Below are 19,301 nucleotides of genomic sequence, written 5' to 3' on the forward strand. Positions count from 1 at the left end.
CGGGAGGAAGTATAGTTCTGTCCAATGTTCATGCTTTCCATGAGAAAGCGAGCCAAATACATAACATTATCACAACATGGATATCTTAGTTTCTACTCTTTGTGACTTCGCCGCCGACTATCAGGGCAAGCTTTGCATCCAGGGCGGTTTTGACTCCCTGGTCGCCCGTCAGTTCCCGGTCGTCCACCCCGTCTGCGCCGTGGCCCTCCGCATCTGCCTCACCCCTGAAGACGAAGGCACCCACGAACTGGGCCTGAGCATCGTTGACGCCGACGGCACGCCGCTGGACAAGGAACGCATGCCCATCAAGATCAACTTCCCGGTGCCCGCTTTCCCGGAAGGCGCTTCCTTCTTCACCCGCAACCTGATCATGAACTTCCAGGGCCTGCGTTTTGAAAAGCCGGGTAACTACTCCATCGACCTCACGGTTGACGGCGAACTGGCCTCCCGCGTGCCTTTCCGCGTGGTGCAGGTGCAGGAAGAAGCTCCCCAGGCTTAAGTCCATTCCTTTTCATCAAACCGCCTTCCGGATTCCGGCAGGCGGTTTTTTATTGGGGTAATGGGGGAGAAAAAGCAGCTTCCCAAACGGGGGGAGGCCGCTTCACCCCGCCGCTAATACCTCATTCCCTCCTCCCTCCTGATGGACGCGCTGCCGGGAACAAGGGAGTGGTCCGCCCTTCACGCGCACCCACCCTCCGGGTTCCATGCCGTGCATTCCGTCCCTCTTTTTTACGTTCCGCAACGCCCTTTTTCATTGCGGTCTCCCGGGGGATTGACCATGATACGGACAGCTCCGCCAACCATGCAAACCCCACGCTTCCAGTACGACAGGATTATCATCACGGGCGCCTCGTCCGGCTTCGGGGAGGCCTTTGCCGGAACGCTGGCTCCTCATGCGGGGGAACTGGTGCTCATCGCCCGCAGGGAAGACGCCTTGCGCCGGCTTGCCGCTGCCCTGGAAGAACGCCATCCCGGCCTGCGCGCCTCCATACTGCCGTGCGACCTGGCGGATGAAGCTTCCCTGGACACGCTCGTTTCCCGTCTGGAGGGCCTGCCGCCCGGCAGAACCCTGCTGATCAACAACGCGGGAGCCGGGGATTACGGGGAGTTTGCAGACGGGCGCTGGGAAAAAATACGCGCCCTGCTACGCCTGAACGTGGAGTGCCTCACCCGCCTGTGCCATGCCCTGATTCCCGGCATGAAGCGGAACGGCGGGGACATCATCAACATCAGCTCCCTGGGGGCCCTGCTCCCTATTCCGGATTTTGCCGTTTACGCGGCCACCAAGGCTTACGTGTCCAGCCTGTCGGAAGCGCTGCGCCTGGAACTGCGCGAGCACGGCATCCGCGTGCTGGCCGTGTGCCCCGGCCCGGTTTCCACGGGTTTTGGAAAAGCGGCGCGCCGTCCCGGCTTTACGGGAAACATGATGCCGGGCCGGAACGCCTTTGACACGTCCGTTGAAACCGTCGTGAAAGACAGTCTGCGCGCCCTGTCCCACGGGCGCGCCCGTGTATTCCCCGGCATGAAAATACGGCTGGCCGCCCTGCTGCTGGGGAGCGCCCCGCTGGGGCTGATCCGCTTTTTCATGGGCAGGCGTCCCCGGAAAGTCCTGCCTTCCCCCAATAACCACCCCTCTTCAGCATCATGAAAGCCCACCGCCGCGGAATACCCCGCCTCACCTGGTTCAAGCTTGCAGTCTGCATCTGCCTGGCCGCCATGGCGGCCTCCCTGTTCACGCCGTACCCGGCCCAGATCATCCGCGCCCTGAATGGAGAACCGGAACGGGAAACGGGCTCTGACGCCTACCCGCCGCATGAATCGCGCCCCGCGGAACAACCGGGCCAGGAAGAAACCGCCCCCTCCGTTCCCCCGGCCCCCGCCAGGGATCAGGAGGATTCACGGCTGGCCACCTCCTGGGAGCCGGAGCGCACCATCGCCCTGCCTCCGGTGCAGTACCCCCCTTTCCCGCCCGTTCTCCCCACCAGGCCTGCGGAAGGGGCCATGACGAATATTTACGAGCTGGCGCGCGGGCTGAACCTGAAAACGCAGGTCAATTTCCACCCCGGAACCCTGGCCTCCAAAGACAGGGAGACCAAGAGCAATTACCAGATGACCCTCACCCTGAACGTCAAACAGCCCAAGGCCCTGACGAGGAAGGAGGACATCCTGAAGATCAACCCCAAGCTGGAGGCCATGCTTCCCGGTCTCCCCACCCTGTTCAATCAGGCGCGCGTCTCCCCCTATTACGGGCAGATTTACGTGCGCAAGCAGACGGAAATCCGCAAGAACCTGGCCTCCCTGCTCAAATTGCTGGACCGCCATAATTATTACGATACGGAAACAATCCTGGAAACCACCCATCCGGACACGGGCAGAAAGCTTCTCTGGCTCCAGAGTGAAATGGATGTAGTTTCAGACGGCTCGGACGGGGACCGCCTGTCCTCCATGCCGGATAAAATCCTGAAGAGCTCCTTCTACCAGCCCAGCACCTCCTACCGCTGGAAGAAACGCACGGACAAGCCCAATCCCCTCCTCAAGCCCTGGCAGCAACGGCTGGCCGGCTACAAGAAGACGCTGGAAAAAGCCCCCGCGGCGGAAAAGGCGGCCCTGCGCCGCAAGATAGACCATGCGGAACGGGTCATTGAGGAATTGAAGCGGTACAGCTTCCTGATCTCGGAATACGATCCGTTCATCGTGGTGCCGCTGGGCGTGGTCAACCAATCCTCCTCCTTCTCCCCGCAATTCGGGGATTACGCCGTCGTCATCGTGGGGGACAAACTGTACCCGGCCCTGGTGGGAGACGCCGGACCGCGCTACAAGACGGGGGAAGGCTCCCTGCGCCTGAGCAAGGAGATCAATCCCAAGGCAGGCCCGTACAGCCGCCCCGTTTCTGACCTGGTGGTCAGCTACCTGATCTTCCCCGGCTCCGCGGAGCCGGAGGCCGGGCCGCCCGACTACGCCAAACTTACGGCCAAATGCCAGGAGCTGCTCAATGACATCGGCGGCACGGGAAAAGGCTTCAAGCTCCACCAGTGGGAAGACCTGCTCGCCCCCAAGCCCCCGCCTGCTCCCCCCGCGCCCAAACCCGGAACCGGCAATGCTGCGGAAACGCCCGCGAAGGATCAGGAGAAGACGGATGACCCTGCGGACAAGCCCGCGGAAAATCCGGCTCCGGCCCCTCTTAAGGAACCGCCCTCCTCCGCAGCTCCTTCCAAAACCGGCCCGTAGCCTACAGGGCTTCCTTCCAGGAAAAGAGGAAGGCCTTCCACATCCGGGAATAAACGGCGCCGCGCGTGATCTTCACCTTTCCGGCCCCGGGCTGCTGCGGGCGCCGGAGCAGTTCCAGCGTATCCAGCCCCAGCCATGCGGGAAGCACGGTGGAAAAACGCAGCCGCCCGTTCCGCAGGGATTCCGCATAAAACACGCCTTCCTTCAGCCAGCGTTCCGCGCGGTCCAGCCACGGGCCAGCATCGGCGGCAGGCAGGTAGCTCCTTCCGCGGGAAAGGTCCTCCTCCCGGTCACGGAGGATGTTCACAAGCTGAAGCCCCATGCCGTAGTGCGCGCCCCAGCGCAGGAGCTGGTCTTCCGGCTGCGTGCTGAACCCCGCGCCCAGCACCAGCAGGCCCAGCCTGGTCCAGAATTCCCCCACGCAGCCGGCCACCATGTAGGCATAATGTTCAAGCTGTTCCGGGCAGGAGACGGAAGAGTTCCCTTCAAAATATTCCAGATCCCACGCCTGCCCCTCCACGATGGTGCAGAGCACCTGCCGCACCAGCATCTGTTCACGCGGGGGGAGGGCTTCCAGCAGCGCCAGGCATTCCGGGAAACGGGCCAGCAGTTCCGCCTCCCCCCGGTGCGCCTGCACGGTGGAAAGAACGCCCAGGCGGCCAAAGCAGGTGGAGGCGGCCTCCCGGGAGGCGTCCCCGGCCACCGTCTCGCCCATCATCTTCAGCAGGGCCAGGCGCTCTCCGGAATCCATGTCCACGGTATCCGCCACCGTATCCGTAGCGCGCGCCAGCAGATAGCCCACGGCCACGCCGGGGCGCATTTCCCGCGGCAGAAAGCGCATGCTCAGGTAAAAGGACCGGGAAACGGCGGACAGAAGCTGATGGAGGCCTTTCATGGTTTTTGAATTCCCAGCCTGTGCATCTTATAATGGAGCACCCGTGGGGAGACGCCCAGTTCCCGCGCCGCCGCAGACATGTTGCCCGGCGAGCGTTTCAGCGCGGCGACGATCAGCTCCCGCTCAAAGGAGTCCACCATGGTGGGCAAATCCGCATGGTCCTCCCCGTCACGGGCATGCGGGGCTTCATTGCTGGGCATTTGCAGGGAGGCGGGCAGGTTGTAGCCGTAAATGCAGTCCTCCTGCGCCGTGATGACGGCACGCTCCATGCAGTTTTCCAGCTCCCGCACATTGCCGGGCCAGTGGTAGGCCATGAGCATGTTGATGGCGGGGGTGGACAGCCGCTTGATGTCCTTCCCGTATTTCAGGTTGAACTTGGAAAGGAAGTGCTCCGCCAGCAGCATGATGTCCCCCTTGCGCTTGGCGAGGTCCGGCATGACGATGGGGAAGATGTTCAGGCGGTAGTACAGGTCTTCCCGGAATTTGTTCTCCGCCATTAGCTCTTCCAGATTGCGGCTGGTGGCGGCAATGAAACGCACGTCGGAATGAAGCTCCCGGTTGCTCCCCACGCGGGAAAACGTTTTTTCCTGGAGGAAGCGCAGCAGCTTCACCTGCATCTGAAGGCTCAAGTCCCCGATTTCATCCAGAAACAGGGTTCCTCCGTCCGCCGCCTCCGCCCGGCCGATGCGGCGTGCGGTAGCTCCGGTGAAAGAGCCCTTTTCATGGCCGAACAGCTCGCTCTCCAGCAGGTTCTCCGGCATGGCCGCACAGTTCAGCGTGACCAGGGGCTTGTCCTTCCTGCCGCTCAGGTTCACCACGGCGCGGGCCACCAGCTCCTTCCCCGTTCCGGAACTTCCCCGGATCAGCACTGTGGCGTCGCTGGGCGCCACCTGGCGGATCTGTTCATAAACCTGGAGCATGGGGCGGCAGTTGCCGATCAGCTCTCCCGGATTGGTGGTTAAAAGCTGGCGCAGTTTCTCGTTTTCCGCCATCAGGGCCGCCCGTTCCTCACGCGCCTGAAGGCTGGCCGCCAGCGCGTCCCCCACAATGTTGCCCACAATTTCCAGCAGCTTCTGGTCCCGCTCCAGATCAGTGTTCCGGTCCACGGGGCGGTCAATGCTCAGGGTGCCGATCACCTGCTGCAAATGAATAATGGGCACGCAGATGAACGCCACTTTTTCCCCGCTCTTGCGCGTGCGGGTGCGGTTCAGGAATCTGGAATCCTGTGAAATGTCTTCAATCACATGGGGAAGCCCCGTTTCAGCCACATGGCCCGTAATCCCCTCCCCCACGCGGTAATGGCCGCGTTTCATCTCCTGCTCGTCCAGCCCGTGGGACGCTTCAATCATCAGATCATTCCCGCGGCGGATGGTGAAGGTGCCGCGCAACATTTTCATGCGGCGGTAAAGAACGTCCAGGATATGCTGCAGCAGAGCCGTGCCATTGCGTTCATTGACGATGGCGGAGCTGATTTCCCGCAGCACGACCATTTCCAAATCAGGGGACTTGTTTATTCCATTCATGCAATCAGGGGCTGGGCGAATAGTAACCGTACGGCCTTGCCAGACCAACTACTTTTTCCTGCACCGGGACGACGGAGCACGGAAGGAGGGCAAGGAAAATGCGGATAACATCTTATCAATGAAGGATGATGTTGTTATAAATGAAGTTGAAAAGAGGGTTACAAAATTGTAATGCACGGGCCTTTCACCGTCCTGTTTCACATGTCCACGCCTCCGCCGGACTCCCTTTTCATCATTTCCGTAATGACCTGGAACAACGCATTGCGGTACAGCACGCCGTCCAGCTTCCCGGTTTTTTTCCAGACCACGGGAAAGGCCTCCAGATGGGTCTGCTCAAACAACTTGAGGGCGTCCGTCAAATGAGTGGCCGCGTCCAGAACCGGAGATCCGGGACGGACCAGCTCCCCGGCGGTGGGAGGCGGCCCCTTCCCCTTTTCCTCCATCTTCCTGCGGACAGACAGAAAATCATCCGGATAAATGGCGCCTTCATACGTTCCGTCCTTCTTCACCACAAAGATCAGGTCTCCCGGATTCCGCAGCATCAGGGCGGAAACATCGTCCAGGGGGGCGTCCGGCGCCACCTGGGGCACCACATGGCGCGCCAGGTCATGCACATCCACCTGGACCATGGGCAGGCTGACCACGGAAGCCGGGCTGCCGGACAGGCTGGCGGCGTACATGGACCGCGCGCGAATCAGCCGCCCCGTGCCGTAGGCGCTCACCACGCCAATCAGCAGGGGATAAATCATTTCCCCGCTCATGGAAAACTCCACCACCATCACCAGGGCCGTCAGGGGGGCCTGGGCCGCCACGGCAAAAAAGGCGGCCATCCCCACCATGGCATACGCCACGGTATGGTTCCCCTCCATGCCAAAGGCCGTCAGAACGGTACTGAAAATAAACCCGACCATGCTCCCTACGTACAAGGTGGGCGTCATGGCGCCCCCTACCGTTCCGCACCCGAACACCACCGCCACGGCGGACACCTTCACCAGAAGCAGAATGAACGCCTGCTGCGTGCTGTAATCCTCATTCACCAGCCCGGTAATCAGGGCCTGCCCGTTGCCCACCACCTCCGGATAGAAAACCGCAAACACGCCTACCACCAGTCCGGCGCCCATCAGGCGCAGCGGCAGAAAGGCCTGGCGCCCGTTCAGGTACCTGGTGGCCACATCCAGCAGGCTCACCCATCCCCTGGCCGCTATGGCGGCCACCACCCCCAGCCCAATGCACCAGAGGGACTCTGAAAATACGGCAAAACTTTCAAACGATGAACTGTACAGCGGAGAAGGGTCCCCCAGCATGTGAAGCATCACGAACCCGGTGCAGGAGGCAATCAGGAGAGGCGCCAGAATGTCCATGCTCACGGTGCCGATGATAATTTCACTCACAAACAGGCAGCCGGCAAAGGGGGCGTGGAACGCCGTCGTGAACCCGGCGGCCGCGCCGCAGCCCACCAGCAGCCTGAGCCGCGGGATGGACACATGCAGCCGCTGGCCCACCGCGGACGCAATCAGGGCGGAGGACTGGATAATGGGCCCTTCCTTGCCGATGGCCGCGCCGGATGCGATGCTCCATGCCGCGGAAAACACCCTCAGGGCGGAGGCCCGGAATTTGATCAGCCCGTTTCCGATGGACATGGCCTCCATGTATTCCGTAGCCTGCCCCGGCATCCTCCTTTTCAGGAACAGCAAAATGCAGCCGGCCACCAGGCCGCCCACCACCGGAACAAACATGCGCCATTCCGGCTCCACCTGGGAAAAGGTGCCCACGCGGGAGTCCGACCAGATGCCCGTGAGAATCCACTGGATAACCTCCACCGTCCACTCAAAAAACAGGGACATGCTGGCGCCAACGATTCCTACGATGACGGCCAAAACATAGGTAACCTGCCTTTCTCCCACCTTCCAGTGATGAAACAGCTTTAGAATCCACCCGTACCAAACGGAATCGGACGGCTTCTGAGGCGCGGGAGATGGAGAATTCATGGGCAAAGCGGCAATATTATTTCATTGTGACAAAAAAACGCCTCCGGATGTTCGATGCCGCAGAAAATACCTGGCCGCCCCCGTTATTCCGCCAGCAAAAACTGCGCCGGAAATTCTCCCGCACTTTCAAAGGGCTTGCACCGCGCCTGAAACCTGCTACACCGGAAGTTCCCCCGCCCCGCACCCATGTCCACCTGCACACAGCGCCCCGCACGCCGGGTATCTCCGCGCCTCCGGGCGCTCACGCTCCTGCTGGCTGCCTGCGTTATCCTGGGCAGCCAGATGCATGGCGGCAGGCATGCGGCCTCCGGCTGGCCCACGGAACGTGAAGTGCTCTCCGGCGATTCCATCTTCGGGCAGCCGGGAGATACCGGGTCCCTGGTCACTATTACCCTGCCCTATCCCCTGCGGCCCTCCTGGTCTCCGGATACGGAACTCACTTCCATTACCTGCCACCGTTTGATAGCCGCTCCCCTCACCAGGATTTTCCAGCGGACGCTGGAGCATTACGGCCTGGACCGCATCCGGGAACTGCGGCTGGATATTTACGGCGGCTGCTTCAACAACCGCCCCATCCGCGGAGGCAGCCGCCCGTCCCTGCACGCCTGGGGCATAGCCGTGGACCTGGACCCGGAGCGCAACACCCTGTACATGAACGCGCCGGAAGCCGCTTTTTCAGGACCGGAATATGACGCCTTCTGGTCCATCGTGGAAAAGGAGGGGGCTTTTTCCCTGGGCAGGGAACGCAATTACGACTGGATGCACTTCCAGTTCGCCCGTCCGTGACCGGCCTGCGCCGGAGCACACGGTATCCTAGAACGTATATTTCAGGTTGATTCCGTAATAAAAATCGTTCCCCAGACCGCTCTGTTTCACCACGGTCAGCGCCTGGCTGTAATTGGTGAAAAGCTCCACGGTCAGCCGGGAAGTGGCGCGGAAGGTAAAGCTCAGGTTGTAATCCAGGGCGTTGGACCCGTGATGCACCACCGGTCCCACGTACCCCCCGTTGTAACCGTACCTCACCACCGCGTCCACCCGTACGCAATCCGCTATCTCCTCATGCATGCCAGCAAATACGGCGTAATAACCGCGGAACGTATGATTGTTGTACTGCCAGTACAGGTCCGTACCGCCAAACCAGCGGCTGGAAAAATGGTAGGTGCTCTTCAGGCCGGGGCGCGGAATGCCCTTGTCCCCCGGAAAAACAAAGCTGTGCTCATACCACGGCATGATCGTCCAGTTCCCTATTTCCTTGATGTAATCCAGCCTGTACTTCAATTCCGCATGGTTCTGGTGGTCCGTGGAAACGCCGTACCATATCTTCCCCACCCACTCCTTGTATTGTATTTCGGGAACAAAGGAGCAGAGGGAACCGTCCCACAGGTCAATGCCTTCGCACTCATACTTGCTGGCCCACCCCGTCTGGAAGCGCAGATAAACCCGGTCATCCGTGGGACCGGCCAGGGAAAGGGGGTGCGGGCACGCCGTCTTCAGGTAGTAGGACTGGTCCCGGCAACCCCCGTCAGAGCCCCGGGCGCCGGAGCATGACAGCACGCCCGTGCAGGCCGCCAGCAATAATTGCGTTACGGTTTTCGTGTTCATATGATTACATGGTTGGACAGGCGATTCCTGAAACAGTGCATCCTTTTACACAGTGCCTCATTCCGTTTTTAACTGCAAGCGGCCATTCGCCCGCATCCGGATAAAATGCCTTCCAAGGTAAGACCAATATTGGAAAAACAACATTCAGTACCGAGTGCCAAAAAAACAAATTCCCCGGAAAGATTGTGTCAGCAGCCTCCGCAACTATTATTCCGCACATGAAGCCGCTCATTTCCGTCCGCATCTTATCCGCCTGACGGGCGAATGCGTCTTTTCCCGGCGCCGCGTCAAACCGGTTTTCCCCCCGTCCAAAAAGGCGCCGGAGGCCGTTACCGGGCCCCCGGCGCCTGAATGACCGGAATCAATCCGCCGGCGTTTCCTTCCACCGCGCCTGCGCCATATCTTCACAACCGCGGGGAAGGAACCAGGCGCGGATCACATTTCAGCCATCATCTTTTCCACGTACTGGAAGAAGATGCTTCCATCCTCTCCGCTGACGCCGTAGTCCTTTGTATCCTCAATATTCGCATTCTTGATGCGGGTGACGATATAAACCCTGGAAAAAATAATTCCCCATTGTCCATATTTGCTGGAATCAAACCAGACGTGGTGATTATAGGGGGACTGGAAATAGATGGTCCCCCCGTCGTCCGGATCGGAAATGTCCCCGCAGTATTTGACCACAATGCGGTCGATGCCCTTGTAGCACCATTCCCGTCCGCATTTCGGATCTTTGGAGAGCCTGGTGGACATGGTGATGGTGGCATCCGTAATATTGAAGGACAATCTATCCTCATCGTGGTACATGACCCCTTTTTGAGGCAGGGTCACCTCATTCTTGATGGAAACCCCGTCATAAATAAGGCGGCCTCCTTTCCATTCCGTTTCCGGCGGCGCTATTTCCCCCTTCAGGAAGCAGGTCCCTGAGAGAGAAACCATGATGGCACAGATAATTTTGTTCATCGTTGTTTATTGGTTTGTTGTTTCAATAATTCCTTTTTAAGGAATTCCTTCATTTCCTGAACGGATTTTTCAGGAGGGGTCTTCGCATCGTCCCGGTACTGCCGCCAGTCAATGTGCAGCTTGGCCATGAGGCGCAGTTCCCTGAGCGAGAAAGGAACGGTGCCCGGAGCATGCGGCATGAAGTCCCGGGACCGGTTGCCGATGTAATAAATCTGGCTCTGGTCCCAGGAGCGCTTCATGGTTTCATCAAAGGAGGCCTGCACGCGCTCGTCAGTAACTCTGGCTTCCCACTGGAGGATATCCGCCAGGCAGCCGTCTTGCGCCCGTTTTTCCCACCCCTGGCGCCACAGGGCCAGAATGTACCGGTTCTGAAGGCTGCACGCCGCCGGCGTCAGGTACTTCCTGGTATATTGCAGCTCGTACAGGGGTTTGCACACGGCTTTTTCCTTTTCTCCCAGGGTGGACGCCCCCACCCTCTCCGGAGTGGGAACAATGCCCGCCAACTGACCGTCCACGTAATAGGGCAGTTCCTTCGGAAGGCGGATTTCCCACGGGATTTTTTCATTCACGAACACGCCGTTTAAAATGGTATTGAAGGAACCATTCCTGCAAACATGGAACAGGTAGATGCCTCCTTTCCTGCACATGAACCTCTTGTAAACCCCGGACCCCGCAAACCTGGAAACGCGGGTGCGGGCTTCCACCGGAAGCGCCTGCCACTGCTCCATGGCGGCGGCAAGGGCGTTCCCGTTTTTGGTTTTCTCCCCTATCTCAAGGTCCCCCTGGTTGTTGAACTGGAGCACCAGGGAGGAGGTGGAGGGATGCCTTCTGGCCTCCACAATGTAATCCCGCCTGGATTCATTCTGAAGATATCCGTTGGGATTGTAGAAATACAGGGCTATTTCATGGACGCCTTCCGGCACTTCCACAATGACCCAGATGCCGGGACCGTCCACAAAAGAGGGGTACACCTCGCCATGGTCGTCCCACTCCGCCTCCGTCCGTATGGAGTCCGTAGGATCGAAAAGGACATTCCGGTTGCCTTCCACCTTGATGCTCTCCACCCACCAGCGCAGGGCATCCCCCTTGTTGCGGTTGAGCCCCATCACTCCCTGGATCCAGTAAGAAGATAAAGCCCCCTGGTATCCGGGCATTCCAGGAACGGAAGAAAGAGTGCGGTAAGATACGGTCTTTGCCTCAAACTCGGAATTGCCCATGGGGGCATTCGTGGCGCACAGCGTGGCGCGCGTCAGGCCGTACTTTCCGCACCAGTCTCCCTTGGTGGACCAGTCCTCCCCACGGAACACGATGCTCTTCCCGGCATGCGCATCCGCGCCAAGCTTTTCCAGCCTTTTCAGGACTGCGGCAGGGTCTTCCATCCGCGCCGGGGATGGGAAAGCGATCTCATCATCCTGCTGCTTCCTGTCCAGCTTACAGGACAGGGCCCCTTTTTTCAGGCTGACAAAGCCGCGCCCATACGTTCCGGCCCAGGCGCTTCCATCCCCCAGGACCAGCAGGGAAGACACATCCACGTTTTCCAGCCCCTTCCTGATTCTCTGCCGCACCGTCATCGTTCCCGCATCCAGCACATCCACTCCCGCCGTCCGGTAGCCCACGTAAATATCCGTTCCGTTCCGGAGGACGAAAGAAACGAAGTCCTCCGACAGCATTTTGGAATTCCCATCTCCCGGAACAGCGGTTTTCCGCGCCGAGGAGCCATAAATGCCCATGTTCTTCCGCGCATAATCCTTCCCCCTCATATAACGCCAGGAACTGATTCCATTGCTGTACGCCAGGCCGGAGCACGTTCCCACCAGCACCTGGTCTTTTTCCGTACAGGCCAGAACGTTGCAGGCGTTAGAGGGCAGCCCGTCCCCATACGGCTGGTACGGCTGGCGCGCAAACTGCCTCCCGTCCCAGTACCACGGGGCCTGCACGTTCTTCCACTGCATGTACCCCGATTTGCGCGGCGAGTACGAGATGCCGCCAACTGCATAGGCCAGCCACAGATTCCCTTTGGAATCAAAAGCCGCGGAAGCCGCCTGGTCCTCCACCAGCCCCGTGGACCGGTCCAGCGTCTTCCAGGAATCGTTTCCCGGATCATAGATGGAGACGCCGCCGGACGTGGCCACCGCCACCTCGCCGGAAACGGGAGAGGCGGCCACCGCGTAAACATGTTCCCCGTTCAGGGCATTGCTGCGGTCATACATCTTCCACTCCCTTCCGTTGAAGACGGCCACGCCGCTGTCGTCCGTCCCCACCCAGATGCGGCCGGCCTTGTCCTCCGCAATGCAGGTGAAATTCTTCCCTTTGGGAAAGCCGGAATAATAATCCATATTGAGCCAGGATTTTTCATAGGCCCGGTCCCCTACCTGGAGACGGTAAACGCTCTCCTTCTCTCCCACAGCCCAGACAGTTCCGTCCCGCGCCACCAGGGTACCCCGGATAAAGCGGACCGGGCACTCAGGCAGTTGTTCCGGCACCTGGATGGAAACTACTTCCCCTGCAGACCATGAACCCAGCAATGGGAGGGCCAACATGACCGTTCTTATGAAATGTTTGAATTTAATTAACATAACCAATTATTTCCTGATTATTATGTGAGAATATTATCGCATTTTACCGACGTCAACCCATTTTCAATTTATTCGCAATTTTATCCAATGAAAAATAGGCACAATCCGTTTAGAGTAAGATACATAAATCATTTAATATATGTTAGTTATATAGATTATTTGGGTTTTGGAAAAGCCCCCGGAGAGTCCCTGTCATACCCGGACAGAAAAAATGAGGGCACCCAGTTTAAAAGCGTCGGCCAAACGCTTTTTCCACAATGCAAATCCTGTTTAAATCTTTCCTCTACTCTCGTAAGCATCGGATTCCGAATCCGTTGCAGGGCATCCGGCGCATGAAAATAAAGACGTTCAAATAGTTATGATTCAAATTATTTTACCGTTGATCTCCCTTCATCCAAATTTTCCAAATCCAAATTCCGCTAACACGTTTTAACCCAAACTTTCCTGTTGACTTCGGATTCGGAATCCGATAAGAACCGGGTACCACAGGAGGTCTCCCCCCTTGGATTTGGTTTAAATAATTAACCTGCAACAGCATCAATTTCATGCACCCTCATTTGCCTCATCAATTAACAGCATGGCTTGTGGCCGCAGCCTTCTTCGGGACACTCGCTTCCCAGTCCCAGGCTGCCGGAGAAAGCATCAGCATCAATTTTGGCACCAACGAATCAAACGGCACTATCACGGATTCCTCCACTGCGGGGCTTGACCCGGTCCTTGGATCCAACTGGAACCAATTCAGCGGAGCTTCCCAGTCCACGGCCCAGGACCTGAAAAACAACAACGGAGACGCCACCGGAGCAACTGTCACGTGGTCCAGCAAAAACACATGGACCGGGGGGGGCACCCCCAGCACCGGGGACGGCCAGATGCTCAAAGGATATCTGGATGACGGCAATGGGATCACCATCAATGTCAGCGGAGTGGATTTCCTGACCTACGGCGTTTACATTTACTGCAATACGGACACAGCCAACGCAAACTTCTCCGCCAAAACCGTCAACGGCGTTTCCTATACGTGGAACGGCACCTCCACCGTGCCCGGCTCCGGGGCATGGGGAGCAACGGGAACCTTGGGACAAGCGGTGGAAGGAACCAACACCCTGTACGTGGACGGCCAGACTTCCTCCAACCTGAGCATCACTTCTCCAACCAATACCAGCGGGACAGGAACCCGCGGCTGCATTGCAGGCATCCAGATCGTCAATACTTATGACGGCGTTAAAATCACCGCCACCCTGGATGGAACGGCTTCCTCCGAGTGGACGGCATCCCAGCTGGGAAATGCCGCATGGACGGACGCTGCTGAAGGAGCAGGAACCTATGCTTCCATCAACGTCACCAACGGCCCGGCCGCACTGACGATTGCGGATGACCAGACCCGCAGTACGGACGCCATCCTCCTGACCGGGGGCAACCTGTCCATTTCCGGCGGAAGCCTGAACCTGTCCGGCCCCGGCATTCTCCGCGCCGCGGAAGGAACCACGCTGACCGTGTCTTCCAACATCTCCGGAAACGCCACCCTTGACGGGGCCGGCTCCGTCATCATGAACGGGACCAACAGCCTGACGGGCCTTTCCGGTTCCGGAAACCTGACCCTGGGGGACAATGCCTCCATCTCCATCACGGGAGACGGCACTTCCGTCTATACGGGTTCCCTGACGCTGGGGGAAAACGCCTTCATCACGGCCTCCAACCCCAACTGGACCTTCACAGGTGCCCTGACCATGGCGGCGGCCAGCTATAATGCCAATGACTCCTGGGCGCACAAAGCCTCCTCCCTCACCCTGACGGGAGCCGGGGACGTGGAATACACCTTTGAAAGCGGGACGCTGATCCCCATTACCCATGCGGACAGCTCCCTGACGGTCCGCAAAGTAACGAACGGCACCGGCACCATCAACGCCGACCATGCCTCCGACATCGCGCACCTGATCATTGACGCCGGCACGGTCAATCTGACTGCCGCTGACACTGCCTATACGTTTGAATCCATCACCATCGGGCAGAACTCCAAGCTGAGCTTGAACGGGGTAGGCACCGTGCTGGGCGGCACGCCGGACATGCTGATGAAATCCGGTTCCACGTTTGAAATGCTTAACTGCAAAGCCTTCGGTGCAGCTACCCCGCTTAATGCAAACATTACCGTTGACGCCGCAGGAGCCGGGGTAACCATCTCCGGTTCCCTTTACGGGAATGCCACCAATCTGGGCGGAACCATCACCGGTGAAGGAGAACTGCTGGTTACCAACGGTTCCAGCGGAAGCAACAACTTCACCATCTCCTCCGTCATTTCCGACAAGGACGCTTCCCACCAGATAAGCGTGAAGGTTAACAAGAACAGCTCCACGGTTGTTTTCTCCGGCAATAACACTTACACGGGAGGCACCTCCATCGTCCAGGGAACGCTCCAGACAAACTCCGCGACCGCCCTTGGCCAGGGTTCCGTGCTGATACAGGGAGGAACGCTCAACGCCAACAGCCAGGCGCTGGCCAACGCCATCACGCTCCAGACGGGAACCGTCCAGAACCTGGGCAGCGTTTCCGCTCCCAAGGACCTCACCGTCGGCCTGACGGGGAATGCCGCCATCAACAACTCAACGGTGGTTCTGGGGAACGCCCCCGGCGCTCCCATGATCTCCACGGGACAGGTGCTGACGCTTTCCGGCTCCACCTCCGCCACGCTGAACAACGCCACGCTGAACATCTCCAGCTTCAACACGGCGCTGATTAACATGCAGGGAACATCCACCCTCAACGTGACCGGCGGCCTGACGCTTAACCTGAGCAGCGACCTGGTGCTGGACCTCACTTCCCCTCTGACGATTGACCTGATCACGCTGGGAGAAGGCACTTCCCTGGCCGGCGACATTGACTGGGATGCACTGCTCACGCTCACTCAGAACGGCCAGAACCTGCTCTGGGACGGCGTCACTTACAATAACGGCAGCCTGACCTTCACCGGCCTGGCCGTACCGGAACCCGGCACGGCCACGCTGAGCCTGCTGGGCCTCACGGCCCTGCTGATGCGCCGTAGAAAGAAGGCCTGAGCGTCCTGAACCACAACAAAACTCCAGGGGCTGTTCCACCGGCAAGGCGCGGAACAGCCCCTGTTTGGTATATATCCGGCTCTAAAAAACAAGGGCATCTGCCATCCAGAAACCCTTGTTTGCAATTTTACTGTTTTCCAGGCAAGGAATAAAGCCTCCGCCTCACGCAGCCGGAATGCCGGTCATATTTTCTTTACTAAAGTAAAAGTAGGGTCTTCATCCTTTCCACTAGTCCCAAAATCATTTTTATTCTCCATTTTAGTTACTTTATGCAGGGCCGTGATATAGACTTGTGAATAAAGCGTTCCCGATGTTCCGAATTTACTTGGATCATAGGCGAAGGGAACGTCATTTTTCGTATCGGCGAATATCAACGCTACATATATATCTCCAGTCATGGATATCCGTACTTCATGTATTTTTTTGTACAGCCATTCCTGTTTTTCCTGAGGATTTTTATTGAGGCTTGTGATTACCGTCACTTTACCCGGCATAATATTGTAGGCGTTTTTTACGCCCTTTTTCGCTTCCACTCCCTTTTGAGGAAGCGCCGGCTTATTAATAATGGAAACCCCATCGTAATTCAGATGAGTTCCTGACCACAGGGTATGCTCCCCGGTAATCTCACCGTTAAGCACATTCATGCCCAACAGACTGATTCCCGCGGCCAATATCATTTTATTATTCATGTTGTCGTTTTCTTTTGGGATTCATGTTCAAGGTATTTCTTCATTTCTTGAACTGATTTCGCAGGAGGCTGTTCGGCATCATCCCGATATTGCCTCCAATCAATATCAAGCTTATCCATCAAATAAACTTCATTTACGGAAAAAGGTATCGTGCCCGGGGCATTTGGAACACATTCCCTGGACCTAAGATCCGGATAATAAATCTGGCACTGCTCCCACGCCGATGCCATCGTCCGGTCAAAAGAAGAACGGACATCAGGAGAGTAAATTCTGGCTTCCCACCGGAACCAGTCTTCCAGGCACATGCTCTTTTTCTTTCCTTCCGCCGCCTTACGGAATGAGGAAAGAACGTATCTGTTCAAGAAAGAACATCCTGCGGGCGTAGCGTACCGCGGATGATACTGGAGAGTGAGCAGTTGGTTGAGACGCACTTTCTCTTCCCGCCCAATAACAGAAGAATGAACTCTTTCCGGAGAAGGAATAATGCCTGCAAATAATCCATCAACGTAATAAGGCAATTCATCGGGCATTCTCATTTCCAGAGGAAGAAGCGCATTGACGAATACTCCATTCAAAATAGTATTGAAGGAACCGTTCCGGCAAACATGGAACAAGTACACGCCACCTTTCCTGCACATGAAGCGCTTGTAAACTCCGGCACCCGCAAACCTGGAAACGCGCGCCCGAGCCTCCACCGGGAACGACTGCCACTGCTCCATAAAAGCAGCAAGCATCTTCCCTTTTTTAGTGCGATTCCCAATTTCAATATCCGCTTTATTGTCAAATAGGCTTTGAATGGAAGAAGAAGGATGCCTCCGGGCTTCCACTACGTAATCCCGCCTGGATTCATTCTGAAGATATCCGTTGGGATTGTAGAAATACAGGGCTATTTCATGGACGCCTTCCGGCACTTCCACAGCGACCCATATATCGGGACCGTCCACAAAGGACGGATAAGCTTCTCCGTGGTCGTCCCATTCCGCCTCCGTTCTTGTGGAATCACTCGGGTCGAAGAGAACGTTGCGGTTTCCTGCTACATTGGAACTTTGCACCCACCAACGCAATCCATCCCCCTTGCTGCGGTTGAGCCCCATCAGTCCCTGAATCCAATAATAGGGATATACTCGTTTCCATTTAGGGTCATCAGCACTCGTTTCCATGCGGAGAGGCAATTGCTTGGCCTTAAACTCCGAATTATTCATGGGGGCATTCGCGGCGCACAGCGTGGCGCGCGTCAGGCCGTACTTTCCGCACCAGTCTCCCTTGGTGGACCAGTCTTCCCCGCGGAACACGACGCTCTTCCCCGCGTGCGCATCCGCCCCCAATTTTTCCAGCTTCTTCAGGACCGCCGCAGGTTCCTCCATCCCCGCAGGGGACGGAAACGCGATCTCATCATCCTGCTTCTTCCTGTCCACACGATAAGCCAGGGATCCCTTTTTGAGGCCCACAAAACCCTTCCCGTACGTCCCGGCCCAGACGCTTCCATCCCCCAGGACCAGCAAGGAGGACACATCCACGTTCTCCAGCCCCTTCCTGATTCTCTGCCGCACCGTCATCGTTCCCGCATCCAGCACATCCACTCCCGCCGTCCGGTAGCCCACGTAAATATCCGTTCCGTTCCGGAGGACGGAAGAAACGAAGTCTTCCGACAGCATTTTGGAATTCCCATCTCCCGGAACAGCGGTTTTCCGCGCCGAGGAGCCATAAATGCCCATGTTCTTCCGCGCATAATCCTTCCCCCTCATATAACGCCAGGAACTGATTCCATTGCTGTACGCCAGGCCGGAGCACGTTCCCACCAGCACCTGGTCTTTTTCCGTACAGGCCAGAACGTTGCAGGCGTTAGAGGGCAGCCCGTCCCCATACGGCTGGTACGGCTGGCGCGCAAACTGCCTCCCGTCCCAGTACCACGGGGCCTGCACGTTCTTCCACTGCATGTACCCCGATTTGCGCGGCGAGTACGAGATGCCGCCAACTGCATAGGCCAGCCACAGATTCCCTTTGGAATCAAAAGCCGCGGAAGCCGCCTGGTCCTCCACCAGCCCCGTGGACCGGTCCAGCGTCTTCCAGGAATCGTTTCCCGGATCATAGATGGAGACGCCGCCGGACGTGGCCACCGCCACCTCGCCGGAAACGGGAGAGGCGGCCACCGCGTAAACATGTTCCCCGTTCAGGGCATTGCTGCGGTCATACATCTTCCACTCCCTTCCGTTGAAGACGGCCACGCCGCTGTCGTCCGTCCCCACCCAGATGCGGCCGGCCTTGTCCTCCGCAATGCAGGTGAAATTCTTCCCTTTGGGAAAGCCGGAATAATAATCCATATTGAGCCAGGATTTTTCATAGGCCCGGTCCCCTACCTGGAGACGGTAAACGCTCTCCTTCTCTCCCACAGCCCAGACAGTTCCGTCCCGCGCCACCAGGGTACCCCGAATAAAGCGGACCGGGCACTCAGGCAGTTGTTCCGGCACCTGGATGGAGGCAATTTCCGCCTCAACCCACATCCCCATAACAGCCAGCAGCATGGCGGCAGCCCTGCATAAATTTCCAGATAGGACACTCATGATCATTCTATGATATTTTCTGTATAGTTGATGCATTATTCCAAGTCAACCAAATGGTAAATTATTATTTAATGATGGATTCCAGCAATTTGCTTCATTCCTGCTTTCAGCATCAATGCATCGCGTTAAAAAGGCCTAAGGATGCTCCGGCAATGAGATTTAAAAGAAACAAAAAGGGGCCCCCGCACCCGCGGGGGCCCCAGCTTACCCAAACAACAGAAAACTG

13 protein-coding genes are annotated in these 19,301 nt (G+C 57.8%); 5 read left to right on the forward strand and 8 right to left on the reverse strand.

The genetic code is table 11. From position 1 onward, the window contains the following. The first annotated feature begins 76 nt into the window (after positions 1–76). From ABGM91_RS01975 to ABGM91_RS01985, 3 genes are all read left to right on the forward strand, one after another. Complete coding sequence (locus tag ABGM91_RS01975; protein ID WP_022397736.1) at positions 77–499, forward strand: hypothetical protein; 423 nt, start codon at positions 77–79, stop codon at positions 497–499. 303 nt (positions 500–802) lie between these two features. Next, positions 803–1,648: an SDR family oxidoreductase gene (locus tag ABGM91_RS01980; protein WP_354833280.1), complete on the forward strand. Its 846-nt coding sequence runs from the start codon at positions 803–805 to the stop codon at positions 1,646–1,648. Further along, entirely contained in the window at positions 1,645–3,228 is a 1,584-nt protein-coding gene (locus tag ABGM91_RS01985) for a glycoside hydrolase family 75 protein (RefSeq protein WP_354833282.1), read from the forward strand. Before ABGM91_RS01980 ends, ABGM91_RS01985 begins: the two co-directional genes overlap by 4 nt. A gap of 1 nt (position 3,229) precedes the next feature. On the opposite strand, the gene ABGM91_RS01990 is transcribed toward ABGM91_RS01985, so the two are convergent. The 3 genes from ABGM91_RS01990 to ABGM91_RS02000 all read right to left on the reverse strand — a co-directional run bounded on the left by ABGM91_RS01990 (position 3,230) and on the right by ABGM91_RS02000 (position 7,634). Next, entirely contained in the window at positions 3,230–4,123 is an 894-nt protein-coding gene (locus tag ABGM91_RS01990) for a squalene/phytoene synthase family protein (protein ID WP_354833284.1), read from the reverse strand. Beyond that, on the reverse strand, positions 4,120–5,646 hold the full coding sequence (locus tag ABGM91_RS01995) for a sigma 54-interacting transcriptional regulator (protein ID WP_215427107.1): 1,527 nt from the start codon (positions 5,644–5,646) through the stop codon (positions 4,120–4,122). The genes ABGM91_RS01990 and ABGM91_RS01995 overlap by 4 nt, the downstream gene beginning before the upstream one ends. 197 nt (positions 5,647–5,843) lie before the next feature. Beyond that, positions 5,844–7,634: a chloride channel protein gene (locus ABGM91_RS02000; RefSeq protein WP_354833286.1), complete on the reverse strand. Its 1,791-nt coding sequence runs from the start codon at positions 7,632–7,634 to the stop codon at positions 5,844–5,846. A 186-nt stretch (positions 7,635–7,820) separates the two neighbouring features. Between ABGM91_RS02000 and ABGM91_RS02005 the strand changes: the two genes are divergently transcribed. Further along, positions 7,821–8,420 (forward strand): M15 family metallopeptidase, encoded by a 600-nt coding sequence (locus ABGM91_RS02005; RefSeq protein WP_354833288.1) that lies wholly within the window; start codon positions 7,821–7,823, stop codon positions 8,418–8,420. A gap of 27 nt (positions 8,421–8,447) precedes the next feature. Here the strand turns inward: ABGM91_RS02005 and ABGM91_RS02010 are convergent, their stop codons facing one another. The 3 genes from ABGM91_RS02010 to ABGM91_RS02020 form a co-directional block, all read right to left on the reverse strand. Next, a complete protein-coding gene (locus ABGM91_RS02010) occupies positions 8,448–9,236 on the reverse strand; it encodes a hypothetical protein (RefSeq protein WP_146016544.1) in 789 nt (262 codons plus the stop codon). Positions 9,237–9,671: 435 nt separating this feature from the next. Beyond that, the gene (locus tag ABGM91_RS02015; protein WP_290564980.1) at positions 9,672–10,175 is read right to left on the reverse strand and encodes a hypothetical protein; all 504 of its coding nucleotides are present in this window, start codon (positions 10,173–10,175) and stop codon (positions 9,672–9,674) included. Between the two features lie 20 nt (positions 10,176–10,195). Then, the gene (locus ABGM91_RS02020) at positions 10,196–12,739 is read right to left on the reverse strand and encodes a two-component regulator propeller domain-containing protein (protein WP_354833291.1); all 2,544 of its coding nucleotides are present in this window, start codon (positions 12,737–12,739) and stop codon (positions 10,196–10,198) included. Between the two features lie 581 nt (positions 12,740–13,320). On the opposite strand from ABGM91_RS02020, the gene ABGM91_RS02025 reads away from it, so the two are divergent. After that, a complete protein-coding gene (locus ABGM91_RS02025; RefSeq protein WP_354833293.1) occupies positions 13,321–15,825 on the forward strand; it encodes an autotransporter-associated beta strand repeat-containing protein in 2,505 nt (834 codons plus the stop codon). Positions 15,826–16,007: 182 nt separating this feature from the next. On the opposite strand, the gene ABGM91_RS02030 is transcribed toward ABGM91_RS02025, so the two are convergent. Then, on the reverse strand, positions 16,008–16,514 hold the full coding sequence (locus ABGM91_RS02030; RefSeq protein WP_354833295.1) for a hypothetical protein: 507 nt from the start codon (positions 16,512–16,514) through the stop codon (positions 16,008–16,010). Further along, entirely contained in the window at positions 16,511–19,036 is a 2,526-nt protein-coding gene (locus tag ABGM91_RS02035; protein ID WP_354833297.1) for a two-component regulator propeller domain-containing protein, read from the reverse strand. The genes ABGM91_RS02030 and ABGM91_RS02035 overlap by 4 nt, the downstream gene beginning before the upstream one ends. Between the last annotated feature and the right edge of the window lie 265 nt (positions 19,037–19,301).

Source organism: Akkermansia muciniphila (assembly GCF_040616545.1).
GTDB lineage: Bacteria > Verrucomicrobiota > Verrucomicrobiia > Verrucomicrobiales > Akkermansiaceae > Akkermansia > Akkermansia muciniphila_E.